This window comes from Paracoccus shanxieyensis (genome assembly GCF_009711265.1).
GTDB classification, from domain to species: domain Bacteria; phylum Pseudomonadota; class Alphaproteobacteria; order Rhodobacterales; family Rhodobacteraceae; genus Paracoccus; species Paracoccus shanxieyensis.
Genome location: NZ_WMII01000002.1, coordinates 308,836 through 331,347 on the forward strand (window position 1 = coordinate 308,836; position 22,512 = coordinate 331,347).

Consider the following 22,512-nt stretch of genomic DNA (forward strand, 5'->3'; position numbering starts at 1 on the left):
TTGCCCGCCCGCACAGCGTCCTTGTGCCGGGATCAGCTTTGACACCGGACGGAGATGCGCGACTGCCAGCGTGGCAGGCCAAGGCCGCGCCGGTTGACGATACGGAGGCGGCATGGGCCCCATCATCGACATCGACCATCTCTCGAAACGCTATGACAGCGGCACCTTCGCGCTGAAGGACGTGTCGCTGCAAATGCAGGAAGGCGAGATTCTGGCGCTGCTTGGCCCGAACGGCGCTGGCAAGACGACGCTGATCTCGATCATCTGCGGACTGGTTCGGCCGACCGGGGGCACGGTGCGCGTCGGTGGGCATGACATTCGCACCGACTGGCGCGCGGCGCGCAAGCTGATCGGCCTTGTGCCGCAGGAAATCGCGCTGGAACCCTTTGAAAAGGTCATCGACTGCGTGCGCTTCACCCGCGGCCTTTACGGCGAGCCGCAGGATGACGCCTATCTGGAGCAGCTTCTGCGCAGCCTTGCCTTGTGGGACAAGCGCGATGCCAAGACGCGCGAGCTGTCGGGCGGCATGAAGCGCCGCGTGCTGATCGCCAAGGCGCTGTCGCACCGGCCCAAGGTGCTGTTTCTGGACGAACCCACCGCAGGCGTCGACGTGGCCCTGCGCCGCGAGATGTGGCAGGTCGTGCGCGATCTGCGCGCTCAGGGTGTCACGATCATCCTGACCACGCATTATCTGGAAGAGGCCGAGGATATGGCCGACCGCATCGGCGTCATTCGCAAGGGTGAGTTGCTGCTGGTCAAGCCCAAGGACGAATTGATGGGCGAATTCGGCAAGAAGCGTCTGACCATCGCGCTGTATGAGCCGCTGGCCAGCCTGCCGCAGGATCTGCTGACGCGCGGCCTGACGCTTTCGGCGGACGGCATGCAGCTTTTCTATGATTATGACACGCGGGCCGAACGCACCGGCATCGCCCGCCTGCTGGGCGAGCTGACCAATCACGGCATCGCCGTGCGCGACGTGTCCACCACCCAAAGCAGCCTCGAGGACATCTTCATGTCCCTTGTCGAGGACAACCCGCAGGAGGGCGCGGCATGAACTGGCAATCCGTCCGGGCGATCTTCGGTCACGAGATGGCGCGGTTTTTCCGCACGGTGTTTCAGTCGCTGGCCTCTCCGGTCCTGTCGACGGTCCTGTATTTCGTGGTCTTTGGCGCGGCCATCGGCGGGCGCATCCAGTCGGTCGAGGGCGTGGCCTATGGCGCCTTCATCGTGCCGGGTCTGATGATGCTGACCGTGTTGCAGCAATCGGTCAGCAATGCCAGCTTCGGCATCTATTTCCCGAAATTCTCGGGGACGATCTATGAGTTTCTGGTCGCGCCCACCGGCTGGATCGAGGTCGCGCTGGGATTTGTCGGCGCGGCGGCGGCCAAGGCGGTGCTGATCGCGCTGGTGATCCTGCTGACCAGTTTCTGGTTCAACGGCATCCACATTGCGCATCCCTTCTGGATGCTGGCTTTCCTGATCCTGACCGCGCTGGCGTTTTCGCTGTTGGGCTTCATCATCGGGCTGTGGGCCAAGTCCTTTGAACAGCTGCAGATTGTGCCGATGATGGTCATCACGCCCTTGGTGTTTCTGGGTGGCGCGTTCTATTCGGCCTCGATGCTGCCGCCGTTCTGGGAAGGCGTGGCGAAGCTGAACCCGGTGCTTTACCTGATCTCGGGTTTCCGCTGGAGCTTTTTCGACATTGCCGATGTGCCGGTCTTCACCTCGCTTTTCGCGGTGGCGGTGATGATCGTGGTCTGCATGGCGGTGATCCGCTGGATCTTCGCGACCGGCTGGCGGCTGAGGGAATAAGGGCAGGGGCGGGGCCTTGCATGTGTTTGCAGGGTTGTCCGGGCTGGTGGTCCGGATCCGCTGCAGATCTGCGCGGCGTTCGGTGACCGGCGCAGGCCGTTGAACTCAGCCCTGATACGCCCCGCACAACCGCGTCTGCGGGTCCAGCCGGACATATTCGCGTGCGGTGATCTTTTGCATCTTGATCGACTTGTTCCAGCCGCCGTTCCATTTCTGCAAGATGCCATTGCGGTAATAGCGCGCCATCATGTCGCCCACCATCGGCGGGATGAACTGGGTGTTCGGGATGCGGGGCGCGTGAAAGCCCACGAAGGCGTCCGGGCCAAGGCAGGCATTGGGCAGGGTGATATAGATCGTGCAGGCCGAGCGGCAATAGCCCCGGATCTCGACCCGGCGGCCCGAGCGGGCCAGCTCGTCGCGATATTGCATCGCCTTGACCACATTGCCGCCCTTGTTGTTCCAGATGACGATGGGCGCCTCGCGCGATTGGGCGGCGGCGGGCAGGGCCGGGGCAAGCAATGTCAGCAGAAGGGCTGCGAAAAGGGCGATGGCTTTCATGTCGGGGCGGCTCGCATCAGACTGGGGCGACGGGGCATTGCACCATGATTGCCATGTCCGCGCATCACATGCAAAATGACGTTCGGGTGTGGCCGGATGCGCTTCGCGCTTAACAACGGCCCCGCGCCGCACTATATGCCCAGCCATCATGAGCCAGAATCCGCCCCTGTTGCGCCCCGATCTAGCCCCAAGCCCGATCTTCGACACCTCGCGTCGGGACGGACAGCCCACGATTGGCATGGTCAGCCTTGGCTGCCCCAAGGCGCTGGTCGACAGCGAACGCATCCTGACCCGCCTGCGCGCCGAAGGTTACGCCATCAGCCCCGATTACAAAGGCGCGGGCGCGGTGATCGTGAACACCTGCGGTTTCCTTGATTCGGCCAAGGCGGAAAGCCTGCAGGCCATCGGTGAGGCGCTGTCGGAAAACGGCAAGGTCATCGTCACCGGCTGTCTGGGCGCCGAGCCGGAATATATCACCGGCGCGCATCCTTCGGTGCTGGCCGTGACCGGGCCGCAGCAATACGAACAGGTGCTGGACGCGGTGCATTCCGCCGTGCCGCCCAGCCCCGATCCCTTTGTGGACCTGCTGCCTGCATCCGGCGTCAAGCTGACGCCGCGCCATTACAGCTACCTGAAGATCTCGGAAGGCTGCAATCACGCCTGCAAGTTCTGCATCATCCCCGACATGCGCGGCAAGCTGGTCAGCCGCCCCGCCCATGCCGTCTATCGCGAGGCCGAAAAGCTGGTCGAGGCCGGGGTGCGTGAATTGCTGGTCATCAGTCAGGACACCAGCGCCTATGGCCTTGACCGGCGCTATGCCGAAGAACGCGGCCACCGCGCGCATATCACCGATCTGGCCCGCGATCTGGGCGGTCTGGGCGCCTGGGTGCGGCTGCATTACGTCTATCCCTATCCGCATGTGCGCGACCTGATCCCGCTGATGGCCGAAGGTCTGGTGCTGCCCTATCTGGATATCCCGTTCCAGCACGCCCATCCTGATGTTCTGAAACGCATGGCGCGACCTGCGGCAGCGGCCAGGACGCTGGACGAAATCGCCGCATGGCGCGCGGCCTGCCCCGACATCACCCTGCGATCGACCTTCATCGTCGGCTATCCCGGTGAGACCGAGGCCGAATTCCAGACCCTGCTGGACTGGCTGGATGAGGCGCAACTGGATCGCGTCGGCTGCTTCCAATATGAAAACGTCGCGGGCGCGCGGGCGAACCTCTTGCCCGATCACGTCCCCGACGAGGTGAAGCAGGACCGCTGGGACCGCTTCATGGAAAAGGCGCAGGCCATTTCCGAAGCCAAGCTGCAAGCCAAGGTCGGCCAGCGCATCGACGTGATCGTCGACAGCGTGGACGATGACGGCGCCACCTGCCGCACCAAGGCCGATGCGCCGGAAATCGACGGCAACCTGTTCATCGACGAAGGCTTTCAGGATCTGACCCCCGGCGACATTGTCAGCGTGACGGTGGATGAGGCAGGGGAATACGATCTTTGGGGGCGTCTGTAACTCGCGCTGCGATTGCAGCTTTCCCCTCGCGCCTGCCTGTCTTAACAAAGACCTGTGACACGGGCGGCAAAGGCGGATGCGATGAACTGGAACCCTGACGGCAAGCCGCGCAAACCGGATTTTCTGGGCATCGGTGCGCAGAAGGCCGGGACGACGTGGCTGTCGCAGATGCTGGGCCAGCACCCGGATGTCTGGACGCCGCCCTTCAAGGAAGTGCAGTTCTTCAATCACCGCTTTGTCGAAGAACACCGCAAATGGCTGCCCTGGCATTTCAAGCGCGCCCGGCAGAACATCGAAAAACGCTATGAGACGCGGGGCGAGGAACTGCCCAGGGACATGGCGAAATACCTGTCGCGCATCACGCGCGAGCCGATGTTCACGAACCATTGGTACAAGCTGGTTTTCGCGCCCGCCCCGGATGATGCCAAGACCATCGACGTGACGCCGGAATATTCGACCCTGCCGCCCGAGGGCGTCGAGTTCGTTTCGAAATTCCTGCCCGATGCCAAATTCATCTATATCATCCGCCATCCGGTGGACCGCGCCATCTCGCAGATGAAGATGAACCTGACGCGCGCGCGCCGCAAACCCGCCTCGGTCGAGGAATGGCTGACCGAGGTGCGCGATCCGGTGCTGCTGGATCGCGGCGATTACCAGACCTATGTGCCGCGCTGGAACGCGCATTTCGGGGCGGACCGGCTGCTGTATCTGCCCTTTGGCATGATCTCGCGCGATCCCATCGGATTTCTGCGGCAGGTCGAGGGCTTTCTGGGCCTGAAGCCGCATGATTACCGCGATGTGGGCAAGAAGGTCTTTGCTTCGGATAACAGCCTTGTCGTGCCCGATGCCGCCCGCAAGGCACTGCGCGAGATGCTGGAGCCGCAATTCGCCTTTGTCGACCAGACCTTCGGCAAAGAGTTTTCGGCGCAGTTCCGCTGAACGCCCGCACTTTCCCTTTCCCCGCGTCCCCGTTAAACAGGCGCCCAGCATCGGAACACAAATTCAACGGGGAAAGATCATGGCCTCATACCAGTTCGTTTACCACATGGACGGGGTGTCCAAGACCTATCCCGGCGGCAAGAAGGTATTCGAGAATATCCACCTGAACTTCCTGCCCGGCGTCAAGATCGGCGTCGTCGGCGTGAACGGCGCCGGTAAATCGACGCTGCTGAAGGTCATGGCGGGGATCGACAAGGATTTTCAGGGCGAGGCATGGGCCGCCAAGGGCGCCAAGGTCGGCTATCTGCCGCAAGAGCCCTATCTGGATCCGCAGCTGAACGTGCGCGGCAACGTCATGGAAGGCGTCGCGGCCAAGCAGGCCAAGCTGGATCGTTACAACGAACTGGCGATGAACTACTCGGACGAGACCGCCGACGAAATGGCGCGTCTTCAGGACGAAATCGACGCCGAGAACCTGTGGGATCTGGACAATCAGGTCGACATCGCGATGGAGGCCCTGCGCTGCCCGCCCGATGATGCCGATGTCGAGACGCTGTCCGGCGGGGAACGCCGCCGCGTGGCGCTGTGCAAGCTGCTGCTGGAAGCGCCCGACATGCTGCTGTTGGACGAACCGACCAACCACCTTGACGCCGAAACCATCGCCTGGCTGCAAAAGCACCTGATCGCCTATAAGGGCACGATCCTGACGGTCACCCACGACCGCTATTTCCTTGACGACATCACCACCTGGATCCTTGAGCTGGAGCGTGGCCGCGGCCTGCCGCATGAGGGCAACTATTCCAGTTGGCTGGAAGCCAAGGCCAAGCGCGTGGCGCAGGAAGCGCGCGAGGACAAGGCCAAGCAGAAGGTCATGGAGAAAGAGCTGGAATGGATTCGCGCCGGGGCCAAGGCCCGTCAGGCGAAATCCAAGGCCCGGATCTCGGCCTATAACAAGATGGCGGATGAATCGGTCAAGGACCTGGTCGGCTCGGCCCAGATCGTCATTCCGCACGGCCCGCGCCTTGGCAACAAGGTCATCGAGGTCGAAGGTCTGTCCAAGGCGATGGGCGACAAGCAGCTGATCGAAAACCTGACCTTCAGCCTGCCGCCGGGCGGCATCATCGGCGTGATCGGCCCGAACGGCGCCGGCAAATCGACGCTGTTCAAGATGCTGACCGGGCTGGAAACCCCCGATACCGGCTCGGTGACGGTGGGTGACACGGTGAAGCTGGCCTATGTCGACCAGTCGCGCGACGCGCTGGACCCGGACAAGAACGTCTGGGAGGAAATCTCGGGCGGGGCCGAGGTGATCGAACTGGGCGATGCGCAGGTCAACTCGCGCAACTATGTGGGTTCGTTCAACTTCAAGGGCTCGGACCAGCAGAAGAAGGTGGGCTTGCTGTCGGGCGGTGAACGCAACCGCGTCCACATGGCCAAGCTGCTGAAATCGGGCGGCAACGTGCTGCTGCTGGACGAACCGACCAACGATCTGGACGTGGAAACGCTGCAGGCGCTGGAAGCCGCGATCGAGAATTTCGCGGGCTGCGCCATCATCATCTCGCACGACCGCTTCTTCCTTGACCGGCTTTGCACGCATATCCTGGCCTTCGAGGGCGACGCCCATGTCGAATTCTTCGAGGGCAACTTCGAGGATTACGAAAAGGACAAGATCCGCCGCCTCGGCCCGGAATCGGTCGAACCCGGCCGCGTGCGCCACAAGAAATTCACGCGCTAAGCGTCTTGGCATGGCGGACCCGTTCGCCATCGCACACGAAGCCTTCGTCCGGCTGCAAAAGCTGGGCGAAGGGCAGCAGGGGACGAAGCCCCTGCGTGACCTGACAGCCAACGCGCAGCGCGGTTATCAGCGTCCGACATTGCATCACATCATGACGACAACCCCGACCTGACGCATGCCCGTCCGCTGCGGCGAAATCGTTGTGGCAGGATGTCATCAAAACTGCTGGCAAAGTCGCGCGAAGCGGTTAATTAAGCTGGAAATTAACAGTTCGTTAACCATCCGCCGCTAGAGCTTGTCGTAACTATTCATCTAGGCCCGGCGCGTCCGGCCTTTCCAGAGGTGCAGAATGCTGGATTCAAGATTTTCTGATATTCATCAGGATGTTAAGCTTGTTATCTGGGATCTGGACGAGACGTTCTGGGACGGCACGCTGTCCGAGGGCGGCATCCGCGCCGTTTCCGCGCATCTGCAGATGGTCCGCAGTCTGGTCGATCGGGGCATCATGTGCTCGATCTGCTCAAAGAACGATTTCGACACCGCAAAGCAGAAACTGGTCGAACTGGGTGTGTGGGATCTGTTCGTGTTCCCGCATATCGACTGGTCGCCGAAAGGTGCTGCGGTCAAGTCGATGCTGGACCGCATGGGGCTGCGTGCGGCCAATGCGCTGTTTCTGGACGACAACCACCTGAACCTGCAAGAGGTGCAGTTCTTCTGCCCCGAGATCGCCTGCGTGAACGCCAGCGGCTCGACCGACGGATCGGGACAGGATCTGGCGGGGCTGCTGGATCTGCCCGCCTTGCAGGGCAAGGATGACCGGGCGCATAGCCGTCTGGCGCAATACAAGGTGGCCGAGCTGAAAGAGGCCGACCAGAAGACCGGCAACCTTTCCAACCACGATTTTCTGCGTCAGTCCGACATTCAGGTGAAGCTGATCACCGATCTGGACGGCCAGATGGATCGCGTGATCGAACTGATCAACCGCACGAACCAGTTGAACTTCACCAAGCTGCGGGTGCAGACCGATCAGCAGCGCGCCGAGTTTCAGGACCTGCTGCGCATCCCCGGCGTCCATGCCGGGCTGGTCGAGGTGCGCGACCGTTATGGCGATTACGGCATCGTGGGCTTTTTCTGCCTGCGCAAACGCTTCAACGGCGTGACCATGCATCATTTCTGCTTCTCGTGCCGGACGCTGAACATGGGCGTCGAACAATGGGTCTGGGACCATCTGGGGCGCCCCGAGTTTGACATCGCAGGCCCCGTCGCCAACGGGCTTGAGGGTGATTTCGACTGGATCCGTCAGGTCTCGGATTTCGGCCAGCCCGAAAGCGTCGCGCAAAGCCGCAGTCTGGCGCTGGTCGGCGGCTGCGATTTGCAGCAGGTCTCGTTCTATTGCGGCACGGATCGGCGCGAATTCGTCAACAAGCCGGATGATGACGGCGTGATCGTGCGCTATGACGATACCGGTTTCATCCTGAACCCGCGCGATCCCTCGCTGGATCGGAACTGGGTGCAAAAGGCCGTGGCAGGGCATAGCTACAGCGAATTGCTGGCCGCCGATCAGGCCTTTGCCAGCGCCGATCTGGTCATCCTGTCGATGTTCTTTGCCTTCCGCACCGACAACCTGTTCACGCATGAGGGGCATGGCCAGCAGGACCGCTATCTGGTGACCATTCCGCCCAAGCGCCTGTCCGCGCTGACGCAGAACCCCCGCATCTCGATCAGGCTGCTGCGCACCTTGCGGCATTTGCGGCTGGACATGCAGCAGCGGCTGGATCTGGTGCAGGCCGCGTTTGAACGCGTCTATGGGCTGAAGCGCCCCGATGCGACGCTGTTCATCCTTGGCGTCTCGGTCCACGGCGACATCGCCGCCCGCACGCAGGAAGAGCGGCAGGCCTATAACCAGATGTGCCGCAGCTTCGCGTCCGAGCGTCCGGGTGTGGAATTCATCGACATCGACGCAACCGTGCCGCAAGCGGAATTCGTCGACAGCGACCACTATACCCGCACCGGCTATTTCCGCATTGCCGAGCGGATCAATGCGGGCAATGCCGCAGCAGATACCCCCGAGCTGAAGATCGCCTGAGCGGCAGAGGCGGGGCTGTCTGTGGCAGTCACGCGTGAACGATCAGAAAACGGCCCGAAGCGCGATCACGCTTCGGGCCTTTTGCTGTGTTTTGCAGCGTCAGCTTGCGGTGCGCAGGCGGTTTTGCCAGGGCAGGGGCTGATCGGGGATATTCGCCTCGGCCCGGCGCTGGTGCTGCCAGATCGCGGGCGGGGCGTCCACCGGCGGCGGCAGATCGGGCGAGGACATGTAAAGATCGGCCACATTCACCGGATCTGCGGGCAACGAGATCAGCCTGCGGCCCGGATTGCGGCTGGCCTGCAGATGCAGGGGGCGGCGGTCCAGCAGACCCGCCACCGCCGCGCGTTCGTGGATGCCGCGATAGACGGCGGGCGGCTGCCCGGCGGCGCGCAGGATCGGCACCAGCTTGCGCAGCAGGCGGGCATCGTTCTTTGCAATCAGGCGGTCGCCGACGGCGTGAGTATACCACGGCAGCGCGCGCCCCTTGCGGTAAAGCTGGAAGAAGCTGGCGGCGGTCAGGTCTCCGGCCACGGCCTGACGCATCACGGCGGACAGGATTTCCGCCCGGCGCAGGAACAGCGCTGTCTTGTGCCCGGAATACCGCGCGGGCAGGCGGATGACCCGATCATGCGTGAAGCGCTCGACATGCGCCACGTCCAGCGGGAAATGCGGATCATAGACCAGCCAGACACGCGCCGCGGCCGCAGATTCCACCGCCCCATCGGCGAAATCGCCCGACCAGTCGGCCTTGCGCCCGGCCGCGAAACGTTCTTCCCACGGGACAAGGGCCTTGCTCAGCGTGGATTGCGGCGAAAAGGCGATGACCTGACAGCCGGGGATCAGCGAGGCAAAGGCGCAGGCCGCATAGCCCCCCATCGAGGTGCCGGTCAGCGTCACCGATTTGAAGCGGCGGAAGAACCCGCGCCGGGCCAGTCGGCGCATCTCGTCAAACAGCGCCTCGTCCCGGAACCAGCTTGGCTTGAAGGCCATCACGCCCAGTTGCGACCAGCCGCATTTGGCGGCGAAGCCATAGCCCCACGGGTCGCGGTCCATCGCGTCGTCGCGGGCCGAGGACAGGTTGTCAAAGCTGATCAGCAGATGATCCGTGCCGCGATCCGCAAAGACCAGCGCGTGATCCCCCAGCGCGATGGTAAATCCCTTGCCGCCCTGACGAAAATCCACCACCCATTGCGGCGCGGGGTGCGAGACCACGCCTGGCAGGCTGGGCAGGTCCTGCTCCAGCCGCTCATCATCCTCGGAAGTCTCGGCGTCGCTCATGACTCGCTCCTGCATTTCGCGAGGATTTAGTCATATGCAACTGATAGTTGCAACGATTTTGTGGCGGATCACACCCATTCCCACGCGCAGGCGAACTGCCCCAGACAATCGGCGGCGGCCTTCTGGTCGATCTCGGCCCGCGGTTCGATCCGGGCGACCAGACCGCGCTTCTTGTCGTCGATCACCTCGGCCACATGGGCGGCCAGCCCGGCCTGCGCCAGCGCTGCGTCAAAGACGCGGCGAATGGCCATCTTGCGCAGATCGGGCTTGAAGATCTTGCCCACGGCGGTCTTGGGCAGTTCGGCAAGGATCTCGACATGTTTCGGCACGGCGGCGCGTTCGGTGATGTGGTCGCGGGCATGCGCCAGCAATTCGTCCGGCGTGATCTCGGCGCCGGCGATCAATTCGACATATGCGCAGGGCAGTTCGCCCGCGAAGGCGTCGGGCTGGCCGATCGCCCCCGCGAAGGCGACCTTGGGATGCGACAGCAGCGCGTCCTCGATCACCGCCGGGTCGATGTTATGGCCGCCGCGAATGATCAGATCCTTGGCGCGGCCGGTGATCCACAGATAGCCGTCGCTGTCGATCCGCCCCAGATCGCCGGTGCGCAGGAAGCGGCCTTCGGCGAACAGGTCGCGGTTCTTGTCCGCCTCGGTATAGGTCGAGCCGTCGAAGACGCCGGGCGATGCCACGCAGATCTCACCGATCTCATCGGTGGCGCATTCGCGAAAGCCGTCGGGCGTTTTCGTCAGGATGCGCACATGCGTATAGGGCAGCGGGATCCCGACCGAGCCGATTTTCTTCAACCCATCCATCGGGTTGCAGGATACTAGGCAGGTTGCCTCGGTCAGGCCGTAACCTTCGGCGATGCTGACGCCGGTGGCGGATTTGAAGCGGTTGTAAAGCTCCTGCGGCAGCGGTGCCGAGCCCGAGATGGCGGTTTTCAGCGATGAGACATCGGCATCGACCGGGCGCTGCATCAGCGCGGCGATGGCGGTGGGCACGGTGATCAGGAAGGTCGCCTGCCAGCGTTCGATCAGCTTCCAGAAATTGTCGAAGACGCCTTCGCCGCGATATCCTGCGGGCGTGGGCATGACCAGTTGCGCGCCCGAGGCAAGGCAGGACATCAGCACCGGATAGGCCGCAAAGACGTGGAACATCGGCAGCGGGCACATCAGCACGTCGCTTTCGTCAAACAGCAGCGTCGCGCCCAGCCAGCCGTTATAGATCATGCCGGATTGCTTGTGCTGGGCGACCTTGGGCGTGCCGGTCGTGCCGCCGGTGTGGAAATACGCGGCCACGCGGTCGCCGGTCGGTTCCTCGAAGCTCAGGCGGTTGTGGCGCTGCGCGCTGGCGGCGGCCTCGAAGTCCAGATATTTCGCGTGGTTCTGCACGGTCTGCTTGGGGCGCAGGAACGGGATCGCCAGCCGCTTCAGGCCCGACAGATAGTTGCGCAGATCGACCTCGAGCACGGTCTTGACGTTCGGGGCCAGCGCCACGGCGGCGGCGGCCTTCTGCGCCACGTCGGTTTTCGGAAACGGCTTCAGCGTCACCAGCACCTTGGCGTTGGTTTCGCGCAGGATACCGGCGATCTGTTCGGCCTCCAGCAGCGGATTGATCGGATTGACGATCCCGGCCGTTGCGCCCGCCAGCAGCACGACTGGCGTTTCGATGGCATTGGGCAGCAGATAGGCCACGACATCGGTCGGACCGACGCCCAGGCTGCGAAACAGATTCGCGGCCTCGGTGACGCGTTCGTGCAGGTCGTTCCAGCTGAGCGTGACCGCCTTCGAGCCGGGATCGGACAAAAGCTGAAAGCTGATGGCGGGACGGTTCGGGAAACGTTCGCGTGTCCGGCCAAGCATCTGATAGACCGAGCCCGGAAGTGCCCTGTTTTCATAAGGCATTTCAGCCTCGACCGCATTGCGGTCCTCGGCGGTTGCGAACTTGGCCATGATGTTCTCCCTCCCAGAAGTCGGGGTGCTCCCCGGTGGTGAAGAATGTTTCCAAAATGTCGAGCGGGGCAAGGGTTGTCCCCTTGCCCCGGCCCCTCAAAACGCAGCGTAACCGACGATCAGGCCTGCGGGATACGCAACGTCTGTCCCGGATAGATCTTATCGGGATGTGTCAGCATCGGCTTGTTGGCCTCGAAGATCTCATTATAGCGGCCCGCCTTGCCCAGATATTTCGCGGCGATGGCCGACAGGGTTTCGCCCTTCTGCACGGTGTGGAAGACCGATTTCGGGCCGGGGGCGCTTTCCTTCGGCTCGGCCGCGGCGGTGGCGGCGGGCGCGGCGGCTGCGGCGTCCGGATCCTCGGCCAGTTCGACCCGCGCGATGCCCTTGATGTTGCCAAGCGCCAGAATCAGCTTCTCCAGCGTCTCATCATCGGCTTCCTTGTCCTTGACGATGACCGTATCGCCGCCGCGCAGCGTCAGGTGAACCTCTTTCGAGGTCAGGCCAAGCGCCTTCAGTTCGGCCTTGAGGGCTGCGACCTTGCGATCCGTTTCGGGATCGCCCACAGCACCAGCGGCGGGCGGAGGTGTCGTGGGGGCGGCAGCGGCCTTTGCGTCAGAGCCGAGGACGGATTTTCCCGCATCCTTGACGAAATCCCAGAAAGCCATGGCAGTTCCTTTCAGAATTGGTTTCGCGATGCGAAGGATCAGCCGCTTGCGCGGATAGTTGCAAGTCTAAACGTCTGTGATTTGCACTTGGCGCCAAGGCTTCTTATCTTTGTGTGCAACCCAAGGATGAATATATGCCCGTGAATTCACGATATGCGAAACTGCCCTTGACGTTGCTGGCGCTGGCTGTGCTGGCCGGGTGCGATGCGTCTTCGTCGGGCGGGGGAAGCAAATCCCCGCCGGGCTATCCGGACGTGCAGGCGACGGCGGCGGGAACGCCCGTGTGTTATCAGACCGATCCGGACCAGAACCATGCGGCGGCGCAGGCCACCTCGGCGGCGCGCCGCGCGCATGGGCTGCCTGCGGTGCGGCCGGACCCGGCGCTGGCAAAGGCCGCGGCCGACCATGCCTGCGACATGGCGGCGCGGGGGCTGATGTCGCATGTCGGCAGCACGACCAAGGGGCCGATGCAGCGTGCCAAGGCCCAGGGCTATGTGCCGCATCTGACCGCGGAGAATATCGCCGCGGGTCCCTTCAGCCAGCAGCGCGTGCTGAATGAGTGGTCAGCTTCATCCGGGCATATGGCGAACATCACCATCCCGCAGGTGCGCGATGTGGGTATTGGCCGGGCCTTGGCCGCCGATGGCCGCACCGTGTTCTGGGCGGCGGTTTATGGCGCGCCGCGTTAGGCGGCAGCGCCTTCGGTGAACTGCAACCGCGCCAGCCGCGCGTAAAGACCGTTCTGGGCCACCAACTCGTCATGGCGGCCCTGTGCGACGATGCGGCCATGGTCAAAGACCACGATGCGGTCGGCCTTCTTCACCGTGGCCAGCCGGTGCGCGACGATGATCGTCGTGCGGTCGCGCGCCAGTTCGTCAACGGCATCCTGCACCAGCCGTTCGGATTGCGCGTCCAGCGCGCTGGTGGCTTCGTCCAGCAGCAGGATCGGCGCGTCGCGCAGAATGGCGCGGGCAATGGCGATGCGCTGCTTCTGGCCGCCCGACAGCATCACGCCGCGTTCGCCGACATAGCTGTCATAGCCCATGGGCAGGGCGGACAGGAAATCATGCGCATGGGCAGCGCGGGCGGCGGCCTCGACTTGGGCATCGCTGGCATCGGGGCGGCCAAAGCGGATGTTTTCGCGTGCGGTGGTGGCAAAGATCACCGCGTCCTGCGGCACAAGCGCGATATCGCTGCGGAAATCGGCGCGTGCCATGTCGCGCAGGTCCACGCCGTCGATCCGCACCACGCCCGTCGCCGGATCCCAAAAGCGCAGCAGCAGTTGCACCACCGTCGTCTTGCCCGCCCCCGAAGGCCCGACCAACGCCACGGTTTCGCCCGCCGCAATCGTCAGGTCGATCCCCTCCAGCGCCGAGACATCGGGCCGCGAGGGGTAGTGGAAGCTGACATTTTCAAAGCTGATGCGACCCTGCACCGGGCGCGGCAAAGGCGTGGGCGTGACGGGATCGCGCAGCGTGTCTTCGGCCACCAGCAACTCGGACAGCCGTTCTGTCGCGCCCGCCGCGCGCTGCAATTCGCCCCAGATCTCGGACAGGGCGCCCACTGCGCCTGCGACCAGCACGGCATAGATGACGAATTGCACCAGCTCTCCGGCGGTCATGGCATCGGTGCGCACGTCGCGCGCGCCGACCCACAGGATGCCAAGCACGCCGGAAAAGATCAGAAAGATCACGATCATCGTCATGCCGGTGCGGGTCCTGACGCGGGCCAGCGCCGCGTCGAAGGCGCGCTCGGTCACATCGGCAAAGCGCGTGCGGGTCGGGCCTTCATGGGTAAAGGCCTGCACCGTCTGCGCCGATAACAGCGATTCCGATGCCGCGCCCGAGCTTTGGGCGATCCAGTCCTGATTTTCCCGCGACAATGCCCGCAGGCGGCGGCCAAAGACCACGATCGGCACGACGATCAGCGGCACCAGCAGCAGGACCAGCCCCGACAGCTTGGCCGAGGTCCAGACCAGCATCGCCATGCCGCCCAGCAGGATCAGCAGATTGCGCAGCGCGATCGAGACCGAGGAGCCGATGACAGACTGGATCAGCGTGGTGTCGGTGGTGATGCGGCTGATGATCTCGCCGGTCAGGACGCGTTCGTAAAAGGCGGGGCTGAGGCTGATGACGCGATCAAAGACCGCGCGGCGCAGATCGGCCACCACCCGTTCGCCCAGCCGCGTCACAAGGTAATAGCGCAGGCCCGTGCCCACGGCCAGCAGCGCCACGATGGCAAGGGCGGCGCCGAAATACTGATCCAGCAGATGCGCGCCCGCATCGAAGCCATCCACGACCCGCCGCACCGCCAGAGGCAGGATCAGGCTGATCCCCGCCGTCACCGCCAGCGCCGCAAGGGCCGCCGCCAGCAGGCCGCGATAGGGGCGGATGAATGGCCACAAGGCCCGCAGCGCACCGATGCGCTTCGTGGTGGGACGGTCAGGGCGGATCGTCGTGCCGCGGGCCATTCGTGATCTTCCTTGTTGGACCGGCGCGGGGCCGGTTGCCTTCAGCGGGTTGCCGTCAGCCGGTCGCCGTCAAATTGCGCGCGTGCCGCCGGCCATGTCCAGAATGACCTGCCATTCCGCATCCGAGACGGGCTGCACCGACAGCCGCGAATTGTTCACCAGAATCATCTCGGCAAGGCGCGGCTCGGCCTTGGCATCGTCCAGCGTCACGGCGGTCTTGACCCATGCCACCGCCTTCAGATCGACGCATTCCCATTTCGGATCGTCGGCCGTGCTGTCGGGATGGGCCGGGGCCACCACCTCGCAGATGCCCACGACCTCTTTGCCGATATTCGAGTGATAGAAGAACCCGCGCTCGCCGACCTTCATGGCGCGCATGTTGTTGCGGGCCTGATAGTTGCGCACGCCGTCCCATTGCTCGCCCTTGTCGCCCTTGGCGATCAGGTCGTCGAAGCTGAAGACATCGGGTTCCGACTTGAACAGCCAGTACGCCATCAGCCGATGACCTTCTTCCATTCGATGACTTCGCTGGACTGAAACAGCCCCGCCGCCTTGTAGGGATCGCCCGCAGCCCAATCCTGCGCCGCCGCCAGATCGTCGAATTCGACGATCAGAAGCGAGCCGCGCATCTCGCCGTCTTCCAGCAAAGGACCGGCCATGCGCAGTCCGGGCTGGGCTTTCAGAAAGGCCAGATGCGCGTCGCGCGTGTCCAGACGGGTTTGCAACTGGCCGGGGTTGTCACGGCAGATCACGGCGAAAAGCGGCATCATTCCTCCTTCAGGGGGCGGTTCAGCAAAATGTCCAGCGCATGTTCCATGGCGATGCGCCCCTCGGCAAGCCCTGCGACCAGCCGGGATATGGGAAGCTCTACCCCCAGTTTCGGGGCCAATGCGGCGACGGCGCGGGCGGTGGCCGCGCCTTCGACGGTGGTGCCGGGGGTGAAATCGCGGCCCGCGCCCAAGGCAAGGCCAAAGCGGAAATTGCGCGACCCTTCCGAGGTGCAGGTCAGCACCAGATCGCCAAGACCCGAAAGCCCGGTCAGGGTTTCGGGCCGCGCGCCAAGCGCCGTGGCCAGCCGCGTCATCTCGGCAAAGCCGCGCGTGATGACGCTGGCGCGCGCGCTGTCGCCATAGCCCGCGCCGATGGCTGCGCCCGCCGCGATGGCAATGACGTTTTTCAACGCGCCGCCCAGTTCCGCGCCGGTCACATCGGTCGTGCGGTAAAGCCGCAGTGCCCCGGTGGACAGTCGCGCCTGCAATGCCTCGCCAGTCGCGGCGTCGGCGCAGGCCAGCGTCAGGGCGGTGGGCAGGCCGCGCGCGATATCGGCGGCAAAGCTGGGGCCGGTCAGTACGCCGACCGTGGCCGCCGGGCAGGCCGCATGGATCAGCGCCGAGGGGCCCTGCAGCGTCTGCAGGTCGATCCCCTTGGCGCAACTGATCAGGTTCCGCCCGTCCAAAGCTGCCGCGTGATCGGCCAGAAACCCGCCCAGAACCTGAGCGGGCAGGGCCAGCAGCACGGTCTGGGCCAGTGCGTCTTGCAGGCGGTCGGTCAGGCGCAGCGCGTCGGGCAGCGCGACGCCCGGCAGGCGCGGGTTTTCGCGCGGCCATGCCACATCCCGCCCCCACAGGGTCACCGGCGATTTCGCCGCCAGCGCCACGGCCAAAGCGGTGCCAAAGGCGCCTGCGCCGATGACGGACACCGCGGTCATGCCTTGGCTCCGCGTTTGCCCGCGCCCAGCATGGGGGCGGCGCTTTGGTCCAAGGGCCAGCGAGGGCGTGCGGCAAGGTCCATGCCGTCGCGCTGTCCTGCGGCGTAAGCCTCGATCCCGACCCATGCGATCATCGCGGCATTGTCGGTGCATAGCCGCAGCGGCGGCGCAAGGAAATCCGCACCCGCCGCAGTTGCCACGTCCTGCAAGGCCGTGCGCAGCGTCTGGTTGGCCGCGACGCCGCCCGCGACGGCCAGCACCGGGGCCTGCGTCTGCGCCAGCGCCCTGCGGGTCTTTTCGGCCAGCACGGCCGCCACAGCGGTCTGGAACCCGGCGCAGATGTCGCGGCGGTCCTGTTCGTGCAGCCCGCCCTGCGCGGCGGCCAGATCGTCGCGCTGGCGCAGCACGGCGGTTTTCAGCCCGGAAAAGCTAAGATCGCAGCCCGGACGATCCAGCAGCGGGCGCGGGAAGGCGAAGCGGCGCGGATCGCCAAGCGCCGCCGCCGCCTCGACCGAGGGACCGCCGGGCTGCGGCAGGCCCAGAAGCTTTGCCACCTTGTCAAACGCCTCGCCCGGTGCGTCGTCGATGGTGCCGCCAAGGCGCTGGAACGCCTGCGGGCCGCGCACCTCAAGAAACTGGCAATGCCCGCCCGAGACCAGCAGCATCAGATAGGGATAGGCCACGCCATCGGTCAGGCGCGGCGTCAGCGCATGGCCCGCAAGGTGGTTCACACCGACCAGAGGCAGGCCGGATCCCGCAGCCAGCCCCTTGGCCAGCATCACGCCCGCCATGACCCCGCCGATCAGGCCCGGCCCGGCGGTCACGGCGATGCCGTCCAGATCGCGCAGGGCGACACCGGCCTGTTTCAGGGCATCCTCGACGCACAGATCCAGCTTTTCGGCATGGGCACGCGCGGCGATTTCGGGAACGACGCCGCCGAAATCGGCATGCAGCGCCGTCTGGCCCGCCACGACCGAGGCAAGGATCGTGCCATCCGCCCGGACCACCGCCGCTGCCGTATCGTCGCAACTGCTTTCGATGCCCAGAAAAGTCAGGTCGCTCATGCTTGTTCCCGCGCCCCCTTGCGCCTAGGCATGATGAACTAGCATCCAAGCGGGGCGAATACCATGGCGCCAACCCTTCTGTTGACCCGGCCGCTTGCCGCATCGCAAAGATTTGCGCGGATGCTGGGGCGACAGGATGCGGTGATCTCTCCGATCATCCGGATTGTGCCGGTCGCGCATGACGCGGGCATGCTGGCGGCGGCGCGGGGGCTGGTCTTTACCTCGGCCCATGCGGTGCCTGCCGCCGGGCCGGGGCAGGCGCGGCAGGCGTTCTGCGTCGGGCCCGCCACCGCCAAGGCCGCACGCGCGGCAGGGTTCGCCGTCACCGAAGGGCCGGGCGATGCCGCAGGGCTTGCGCCGATGCTGGCGGGCCTTGGGCCGGGCTGGGTGCATCCGCATGGCGCGCATCTGGCCGCACGCCTGCCCGTGCCGGGGGTCGTGGTCTATGACCAGCAGGCCCAGCCGCTGTCGTCTTGCGCGCAGGCGCTGCTGGCCGGGGCAGGGCCGGTGATCCTGCCGCTGTTTTCGCCACGATCTGCCCGGTTGGCAGGCATGGCCGCAGAAGGCGCGCGCGCCGATCTGTGGATCGTTGCGATCAGCGCCGCCGTGGCGCAGGCATGGCCGGGACCATCGGCGCGGGTCGTGGTCGCGGGCAGTCCGGATGCCGCCGGGATGGCTGCGGCAGTAAACACCCTGCTGGCCGGGGAACAAACCTGATAAAGGACGGGTTGAGGCGCGATAACACGCCGACTAGACTGCTGGCAAAAGGTGCGGTCCGGCCTGTCGCATGAGCGTTGCGATGGCCGGGGCATAAGCTGACAGTGAACGGGGATTTACAGTGAACGAGCAAGACATGACCTCCAGCGACGCACCCGCAACTCCCGGTCCGAAAAAGCAGCCGATTTCCGGCGCGGCCATCGACAACAAGCCGGTCAGCAGCGATCCCGGCACCGATCCCAAGCCCCAGGACAAGCCCAAGGTCGAATCGACGCTGGTGGGCGATGCCGACAAGGGCCGCAAAGCCGCGAAAAAGCGCAGCGATGACCGTCAGGCCGAAACCGCCCCCGCAACCGCGCCCGCAACCGAGCCTGCCGCGAAAAAGCCCGGCGATACGCCGATCCCCGCCGTGACGCGCCCGGACGCCGCCGCGAAATCCCCGGTGAAGCCTGAGACGAAGCCCGAGGCCAAACCCGAGGCAAAGCCCGAACCCGTGGCAACCACGCCCAAGCCTGACACCAAGCCGCAACCCGCGCCGCACAAGCCTGTCCAGCACATCGTCGAAACCCGCGTCGTGCGCAAAGGCGGGTTCGTTCCGACCTTTCTGGGGGGGCTGGTGGCCGCAGGTCTGGGCGCGGCGGCGACCTATTGGGCCATCCCGCATCTGCCCGAAGGCATGCGCCCCGGCACGGTCGCGGCGGTATCAACCGACCAGCAGCTTGACGCCGCCCGCTCGGCAGGGACCGAAGCCGCGCGCGCCGAAATCCAGTCGCAAAGCGCAGAACTGACCAGCCGCGCCGCCGATGCTGGCGCAGATGCCGCGCGTCAGGCGCTGGCCGATTCCGCACCCTCGGGCGCGGCGGCTGCGGGCGTTCCCGCCGAGGTGACCGACAAGCTGGCCGCGCTGGAGCAATCCTTTGCCGATCTCAGCAACCGCGTGTCGCAGCCGGTGCAATCCCCGGACAGCGGCACATCCGCGCCCGCGCCAGCCGCCCCCGCGCCGGTTGCGCAGGGCCCGTCGCAGGCCGATTTCGACGCGCTTGCCGCGCGGCTGAACCAGCAACAGACCCGCATCGACGAATTGGCCGCGCGTCCCGCCGTCGACCCTGCGACTGCCGAACAGGTGCAGGCGCTGGCCAGTCAGGCGCAGGAATTGCAGCAATCGACCGAGGCCGCAAACCGCCGCGCACAGGCCGCCGCTGCCGCTGCCGCGCTGCAATCGGCCATCGAGGGCGGCGCACCGCGCGATCAGGCGCTGGCCGATCTGTCGAGCGCAGGCGTCGAGGTGCCGCAGCTTCTGACCGGCGACATCCCGCGTCTTGATCAGCTTCGTGCCGAATTCCCCGCCGCTGCCCGCGAAGGCCTGCGCGCCTCGATCGAGGCGACGGCTACGAATGGCGGCGCGTTCAGTGCGCTGGGCGATTTCCTGCGCGTGCAGACGGGCGCCCGCTCGGTCGAGCCGCGCGATGGCAACGATCCCGATGCCGTGCTGTCGCGCGCCAATGCCGCAGTCGAGGCGGGCAACATTCAGGGCGCGATGACGGAAATCGCCGCCCTGCCGCAGCCGGGACAGGATGCCATGGCAGGCTGGACGGACCGTGCGAAAACCTGGGTCGATGCCAATGCGGCGCTTGCCGCGCTGGTCTCGGGCAGCCGGTAAGGAGCGCGGAACATGCTGCTTTCAGCTTTGAAAATCCTTGTATTCTTTGCGGTCATTCTGGCCATCGCGCTGGGTTTCGGCCAGCTGTCCGAATATGGCAGCGGGCTGCGCATGGTCTATGGCGGCGTGGAATACACGCTGGGCCCGGTGCAGCTGGTGATCGGTGTGCTGGTGCTGTGCGTGCTGGGCTGGCTGGTCGTCAAGATCATCGGGTTGTTCGTGGCCTTCCTGCGGTTCGTCGCGGGCGACCAGACCTCGATCAACCGCTATTTCGACCGCTCGCGCGAGAAAAAGGGCTATGCCGCCCTGTCGGAAGGCATGTTGGCCGTCGCCTCGGGCGAGGGGCGTCTGGCGCAGGACAAGGCCGCGCGGGCGGCGAAGTTTCTGGAGAAACCGCATATCACCGATCTGCTGGCGGCGCAGGCCGCCGAGGTGGCGGGCGATCACCGCAAGGCCTCGGAGGTGTATCGTCGCCTGCTGTCGGATGACCGCACCCGCTTTGTCGGCGTGCGCGGGCTGATGCGTCAGAAACTGGCCGAGGGCGATACGGCAACGGCGCTGAAGCTGGCGCAAAAGGCCTATGCGCTGAAGCCCAAGCATGTCGAGGTGCAGGACACGCTGCTGCAATTGCAGACTGCGCAGGGCGACTGGAAAGGCGCGCGCGGCGTGCTGAAGGACAAGCGCAAGCAGGGGCAATTGCCGCAGGATGTGCATATCCGCCGCGACGCCGTGCTGGCCCTGAAAGAGGCCTCCGAGGTGCTGGCCGAGGGCAATTCGATCAGCGCCCGCGAGGCCGCGATTTCGGCCAACCGCGCCAGCCCGGACCTGATCCCGGCCGCCGTTCTGGCCGCGCGCAGCTATATCGCGCAGAAGGATTACCGCAATGCCAGCCGCGTTCTGCAAAAGACGTGGTCGGTCAGGCCGCATCCGTCGATCGCCGCCACCTATGCCGAGATCGTCCCGGACGAGACCCCCGCCGCGCGCCTGCGCCGTTTCGAGGATCTGATCCGCAAGAACCCCGAGGATGAGGAATCCAAGCTGCTGAAAGCCGAGCTTTTGCTGGCCGCCGAGGATTTCCCCGGTGCCCGGCGCGCGCTTGGCGATCTGTCCGAGAAGCACCCGACCGTGCGGTCGCTGTCGATCCTTGCCGCCGTCGAACGCGGCGAAGGCAGCGACGATTCCGTGGTGCGCGGCGTTCTGGCCAAGGCGCTGGTCGCCAGCCGTGGGCCGCAATGGGTCTGCGACAAATGCCACAATGTCATGGCCGACTGGGCGCCGGTCTGCGACAGCTGCGGCGGGTTCGACACGCTGACATGGCGCGAGCCGGACCGGGCCACGGCCTCGGGCGGGATCGTGCCGAACGGGGTCGAGATGCTGCCGCTGCTGGTGGGCGCACCCGCCGAGGCGCGCAGGCCCGCCATCGTGCCCGAGCCGGATGCGCCGAAGCCCGACGCGCCGAAACCCGATGCACCCGTGCCCGGCATGATCGACCGCAATCCTCCGCCCCAACCCGCCGAGCCTGCCAGCAAGCCCGGCAAGGCCGACATTCCCGATGTCGCCCCCGGCATGGTCCCGCGTGAGGCGGATTATCACCGCGTCTCTGCCGCCGAGGCATCGGACGGCCCGGCGATGACGGTGACCGATCCCGAACCCGAGGTGACCCCGCCCCAGCCCGTGGTGACCCCGCCCGCGCCGAAGCCCGCACCCGCGCCGCAACCGGCCAGGGCGCAGATCGTCGATGCCGCGGAAATCGTGCCGGTCCGCCCGGATGTCGAGCCGCCCGAGGACGATCTGCCGACAGGGGGCAAAAAATAACACGCCCCCCCCTTTTCGCCCGCGCCGGAACCTGTTATCCGGCGCGACACATAAGCGAGATGCCGATGTAGCTCAGCTGGTAGAGCACGTCATTCGTAATGATGGGGTCGGGGGTTCGAGTCCCTTCATCGGCACCATTTCGCCTCTGGAAAAAGGCCGCGCGGCAGGTGCTGCGCGGCCTTTTCAATTCCGGCCACCAGCCCTGCGCCAGCGCCAAATCCCGTCCCGAATTAACATCATGTTAACATATGGCGCTTGTTGATATTTGACCAAATGTCACATTGCTGCCAATTCAGGCCGATGAGCTTGGCGCGGGGGATTGAGCGCCACCATCAGAACTGGGAGGACTTCTCATGAGCGTTTCGTCATCTGGCGAACCGAAAGGCCGGTCGCAATCCGGCAAAGCTGCGGCGAGTGCCTGGGTTGGGTCTGCGCTGGAGTATTACGACTTTTTCATCTATGCGACGGCTGCGGCGCTTGTGTTTCCGCAGGTGTTTTTCCCCTCGTCCAATCCGCAGACGGCGATCATCG

The 22,512-nt window shown here is 65.2% G+C and carries 20 protein-coding genes and 1 tRNA gene; 12 read left to right on the plus strand and 9 right to left on the minus strand.

What is annotated here, in order from left to right; all coding sequences use genetic code 11:
* The first annotated feature begins 112 nt into the window (after nt 1–112).
* Both GL284_RS03480 and GL284_RS03485 read left to right on the plus strand, forming a co-directional pair.
* Nucleotides 113–1,054 (plus strand): ABC transporter ATP-binding protein, encoded by a 942-nt coding sequence (locus tag GL284_RS03480; RefSeq protein ID WP_155043243.1) that lies wholly within the window; start codon nt 113–115, stop codon nt 1,052–1,054.
* On the plus strand, nt 1,051–1,812 hold the full coding sequence (locus GL284_RS03485) for an ABC transporter permease (protein WP_155043244.1): 762 nt from the start codon (nt 1,051–1,053) through the stop codon (nt 1,810–1,812). The genes GL284_RS03480 and GL284_RS03485 overlap by 4 nt, the downstream gene beginning before the upstream one ends.
* Before the next feature lie 105 nt (nt 1,813–1,917).
* Here GL284_RS03485 and GL284_RS03490 read toward each other — a convergent pair whose 3' ends face one another.
* Nucleotides 1,918–2,370, minus strand: a complete 453-nt coding sequence (locus tag GL284_RS03490; RefSeq protein WP_155043245.1) for a hypothetical protein — start codon at nt 2,368–2,370, stop codon at nt 1,918–1,920.
* 148 nt (nt 2,371–2,518) lie between these two features.
* Between GL284_RS03490 and rimO the strand changes: the two genes are divergently transcribed.
* From rimO to GL284_RS03515, 5 genes are all read left to right on the plus strand, one after another.
* Nucleotides 2,519–3,886 (plus strand): 30S ribosomal protein S12 methylthiotransferase RimO, encoded by a 1,368-nt coding sequence (gene rimO / locus GL284_RS03495; RefSeq protein WP_155043246.1) that lies wholly within the window; start codon nt 2,519–2,521, stop codon nt 3,884–3,886.
* An 81-nt stretch (nt 3,887–3,967) separates the two neighbouring features.
* Nucleotides 3,968–4,825, plus strand: coding sequence for a sulfotransferase family protein (locus GL284_RS03500; protein ID WP_155043247.1), 858 nt, complete (start codon nt 3,968–3,970; stop codon nt 4,823–4,825).
* A 79-nt stretch (nt 4,826–4,904) separates the two neighbouring features.
* Nucleotides 4,905–6,560 carry an energy-dependent translational throttle protein EttA gene (ettA, locus tag GL284_RS03505; RefSeq protein WP_155043248.1) on the plus strand — a complete coding sequence of 552 codons (1,656 nt, stop codon included), beginning with the start codon at nt 4,905–4,907 and terminating at the stop codon, nt 6,558–6,560.
* A 10-nt stretch (nt 6,561–6,570) separates the two neighbouring features.
* Complete coding sequence (locus tag GL284_RS03510) at nt 6,571–6,732, plus strand: hypothetical protein (protein WP_155043249.1); 162 nt, start codon at nt 6,571–6,573, stop codon at nt 6,730–6,732.
* A gap of 177 nt (nt 6,733–6,909) precedes the next feature.
* Nucleotides 6,910–8,646, plus strand: a complete 1,737-nt coding sequence (locus GL284_RS03515) for a hypothetical protein (RefSeq protein ID WP_155043250.1) — start codon at nt 6,910–6,912, stop codon at nt 8,644–8,646.
* A 99-nt stretch (nt 8,647–8,745) separates the two neighbouring features.
* Here GL284_RS03515 and GL284_RS03520 read toward each other — a convergent pair whose 3' ends face one another.
* The 3 genes from GL284_RS03520 to lysM form a co-directional block, all read right to left on the minus strand.
* The gene (locus tag GL284_RS03520; protein WP_155043251.1) at nt 8,746–9,924 is read right to left on the minus strand and encodes a hypothetical protein; all 1,179 of its coding nucleotides are present in this window, start codon (nt 9,922–9,924) and stop codon (nt 8,746–8,748) included.
* A gap of 68 nt (nt 9,925–9,992) precedes the next feature.
* Entirely contained in the window at nt 9,993–11,879 is a 1,887-nt protein-coding gene (locus GL284_RS03525) for an acyl-CoA synthetase (RefSeq protein WP_155043252.1), read from the minus strand.
* A gap of 119 nt (nt 11,880–11,998) precedes the next feature.
* Entirely contained in the window at nt 11,999–12,547 is a 549-nt protein-coding gene (gene lysM / locus GL284_RS03530; protein WP_155043253.1) for a peptidoglycan-binding protein LysM, read from the minus strand.
* 134 nt (nt 12,548–12,681) lie between these two features.
* Between lysM and GL284_RS03535 the strand changes: the two genes are divergently transcribed.
* Nucleotides 12,682–13,236, plus strand: coding sequence for a CAP domain-containing protein (locus tag GL284_RS03535; RefSeq protein ID WP_155043254.1), 555 nt, complete (start codon nt 12,682–12,684; stop codon nt 13,234–13,236).
* On the opposite strand, the gene GL284_RS03540 is transcribed toward GL284_RS03535, so the two are convergent.
* The 5 genes from GL284_RS03540 to tsaD all read right to left on the minus strand — a co-directional run bounded on the left by GL284_RS03540 (nt 13,233) and on the right by tsaD (nt 17,789).
* Complete coding sequence (locus GL284_RS03540; protein WP_155043255.1) at nt 13,233–15,017, minus strand: ABC transporter transmembrane domain-containing protein; 1,785 nt, start codon at nt 15,015–15,017, stop codon at nt 13,233–13,235. The two genes, GL284_RS03535 and GL284_RS03540, sit on opposite strands and share 4 nt — an antisense overlap.
* Nucleotides 15,018–15,086: 69 nt before the next feature.
* The gene (locus tag GL284_RS03545) at nt 15,087–15,512 is read right to left on the minus strand and encodes an EVE domain-containing protein (protein ID WP_155043293.1); all 426 of its coding nucleotides are present in this window, start codon (nt 15,510–15,512) and stop codon (nt 15,087–15,089) included.
* Nucleotides 15,512–15,787: a YciI family protein gene (locus tag GL284_RS03550; protein WP_196216736.1), complete on the minus strand. Its 276-nt coding sequence runs from the start codon at nt 15,785–15,787 to the stop codon at nt 15,512–15,514. The genes GL284_RS03545 and GL284_RS03550 overlap by 1 nt, the downstream gene beginning before the upstream one ends.
* On the minus strand, nt 15,784–16,725 hold the full coding sequence (locus tag GL284_RS03555; protein ID WP_155043257.1) for an NAD(P)H-dependent glycerol-3-phosphate dehydrogenase: 942 nt from the start codon (nt 16,723–16,725) through the stop codon (nt 15,784–15,786). The genes GL284_RS03550 and GL284_RS03555 overlap by 4 nt, the downstream gene beginning before the upstream one ends.
* Nucleotides 16,722–17,789 carry a tRNA (adenosine(37)-N6)-threonylcarbamoyltransferase complex transferase subunit TsaD gene (gene tsaD / locus GL284_RS03560; protein WP_155043258.1) on the minus strand — a complete coding sequence of 356 codons (1,068 nt, stop codon included), beginning with the start codon at nt 17,787–17,789 and terminating at the stop codon, nt 16,722–16,724. Before tsaD ends, GL284_RS03555 begins: the two co-directional genes overlap by 4 nt.
* Nucleotides 17,790–17,852: 63 nt before the next feature.
* Here tsaD and GL284_RS03565 point away from each other — a divergent pair, with 63 nt between their 5' ends.
* From GL284_RS03565 to GL284_RS03580, 4 genes are all read left to right on the plus strand, one after another.
* Entirely contained in the window at nt 17,853–18,506 is a 654-nt protein-coding gene (locus tag GL284_RS03565) for a uroporphyrinogen-III synthase (protein ID WP_155043259.1), read from the plus strand.
* Nucleotides 18,507–18,642: 136 nt separating this feature from the next.
* Nucleotides 18,643–20,166 carry a hypothetical protein gene (locus GL284_RS03570; protein ID WP_155043260.1) on the plus strand — a complete coding sequence of 508 codons (1,524 nt, stop codon included), beginning with the start codon at nt 18,643–18,645 and terminating at the stop codon, nt 20,164–20,166.
* 12 nt (nt 20,167–20,178) lie between these two features.
* Nucleotides 20,179–21,981, plus strand: a complete 1,803-nt coding sequence (locus GL284_RS03575; RefSeq protein ID WP_155043261.1) for a heme biosynthesis HemY N-terminal domain-containing protein — start codon at nt 20,179–20,181, stop codon at nt 21,979–21,981.
* Between the two features lie 61 nt (nt 21,982–22,042).
* Nucleotides 22,043–22,118, plus strand: a tRNA-Thr gene (locus GL284_RS03580).
* Nucleotides 22,119–22,512 lie beyond the last annotated feature (394 nt).

Coding starts and splice junctions, on each gene's coding strand:
- GL284_RS03525 (WP_155043252.1), bottom strand. CDS start 11,879: ATGGCCAAGTTCGCAACCGCCGAGGACCGCAATGCGGTCGAGGCTGAA.
- GL284_RS03490 (WP_155043245.1), bottom strand. CDS start 2,370: ATGAAAGCCATCGCCCTTTTCGCAGCCCTTCTGCTGACATTGCTTGCC.
- rimO (WP_155043246.1), top strand. CDS start 2,519: ATGAGCCAGAATCCGCCCCTGTTGCGCCCCGATCTAGCCCCAAGCCCG.
- GL284_RS03520 (WP_155043251.1), bottom strand. CDS start 9,924: ATGAGCGACGCCGAGACTTCCGAGGATGATGAGCGGCTGGAGCAGGAC.
- tsaD (WP_155043258.1), bottom strand. CDS start 17,789: ATGAGCGACCTGACTTTTCTGGGCATCGAAAGCAGTTGCGACGATACG.
- GL284_RS03545 (WP_155043293.1), bottom strand. CDS start 15,512: ATGGCGTACTGGCTGTTCAAGTCGGAACCCGATGTCTTCAGCTTCGAC.
- GL284_RS03570 (WP_155043260.1), top strand. CDS start 18,643: ATGACCTCCAGCGACGCACCCGCAACTCCCGGTCCGAAAAAGCAGCCG.
- GL284_RS03540 (WP_155043255.1), bottom strand. CDS start 15,017: ATGGCCCGCGGCACGACGATCCGCCCTGACCGTCCCACCACGAAGCGC.
- GL284_RS03535 (WP_155043254.1), top strand. CDS start 12,682: ATGCCCGTGAATTCACGATATGCGAAACTGCCCTTGACGTTGCTGGCG.
- GL284_RS03485 (WP_155043244.1), top strand. CDS start 1,051: ATGAACTGGCAATCCGTCCGGGCGATCTTCGGTCACGAGATGGCGCGG.
- GL284_RS03515 (WP_155043250.1), top strand. CDS start 6,910: ATGCTGGATTCAAGATTTTCTGATATTCATCAGGATGTTAAGCTTGTT.
- GL284_RS03480 (WP_155043243.1), top strand. CDS start 113: ATGGGCCCCATCATCGACATCGACCATCTCTCGAAACGCTATGACAGC.
- ettA (WP_155043248.1), top strand. CDS start 4,905: ATGGCCTCATACCAGTTCGTTTACCACATGGACGGGGTGTCCAAGACC.
- GL284_RS03510 (WP_155043249.1), top strand. CDS start 6,571: ATGGCGGACCCGTTCGCCATCGCACACGAAGCCTTCGTCCGGCTGCAA.
- GL284_RS03575 (WP_155043261.1), top strand. CDS start 20,179: ATGCTGCTTTCAGCTTTGAAAATCCTTGTATTCTTTGCGGTCATTCTG.
- lysM (WP_155043253.1), bottom strand. CDS start 12,547: ATGGCTTTCTGGGATTTCGTCAAGGATGCGGGAAAATCCGTCCTCGGC.
- GL284_RS03500 (WP_155043247.1), top strand. CDS start 3,968: ATGAACTGGAACCCTGACGGCAAGCCGCGCAAACCGGATTTTCTGGGC.
- GL284_RS03550 (WP_196216736.1), bottom strand. CDS start 15,787: ATGATGCCGCTTTTCGCCGTGATCTGCCGTGACAACCCCGGCCAGTTG.
- GL284_RS03565 (WP_155043259.1), top strand. CDS start 17,853: ATGGCGCCAACCCTTCTGTTGACCCGGCCGCTTGCCGCATCGCAAAGA.
- GL284_RS03555 (WP_155043257.1), bottom strand. CDS start 16,725: ATGACCGCGGTGTCCGTCATCGGCGCAGGCGCCTTTGGCACCGCTTTG.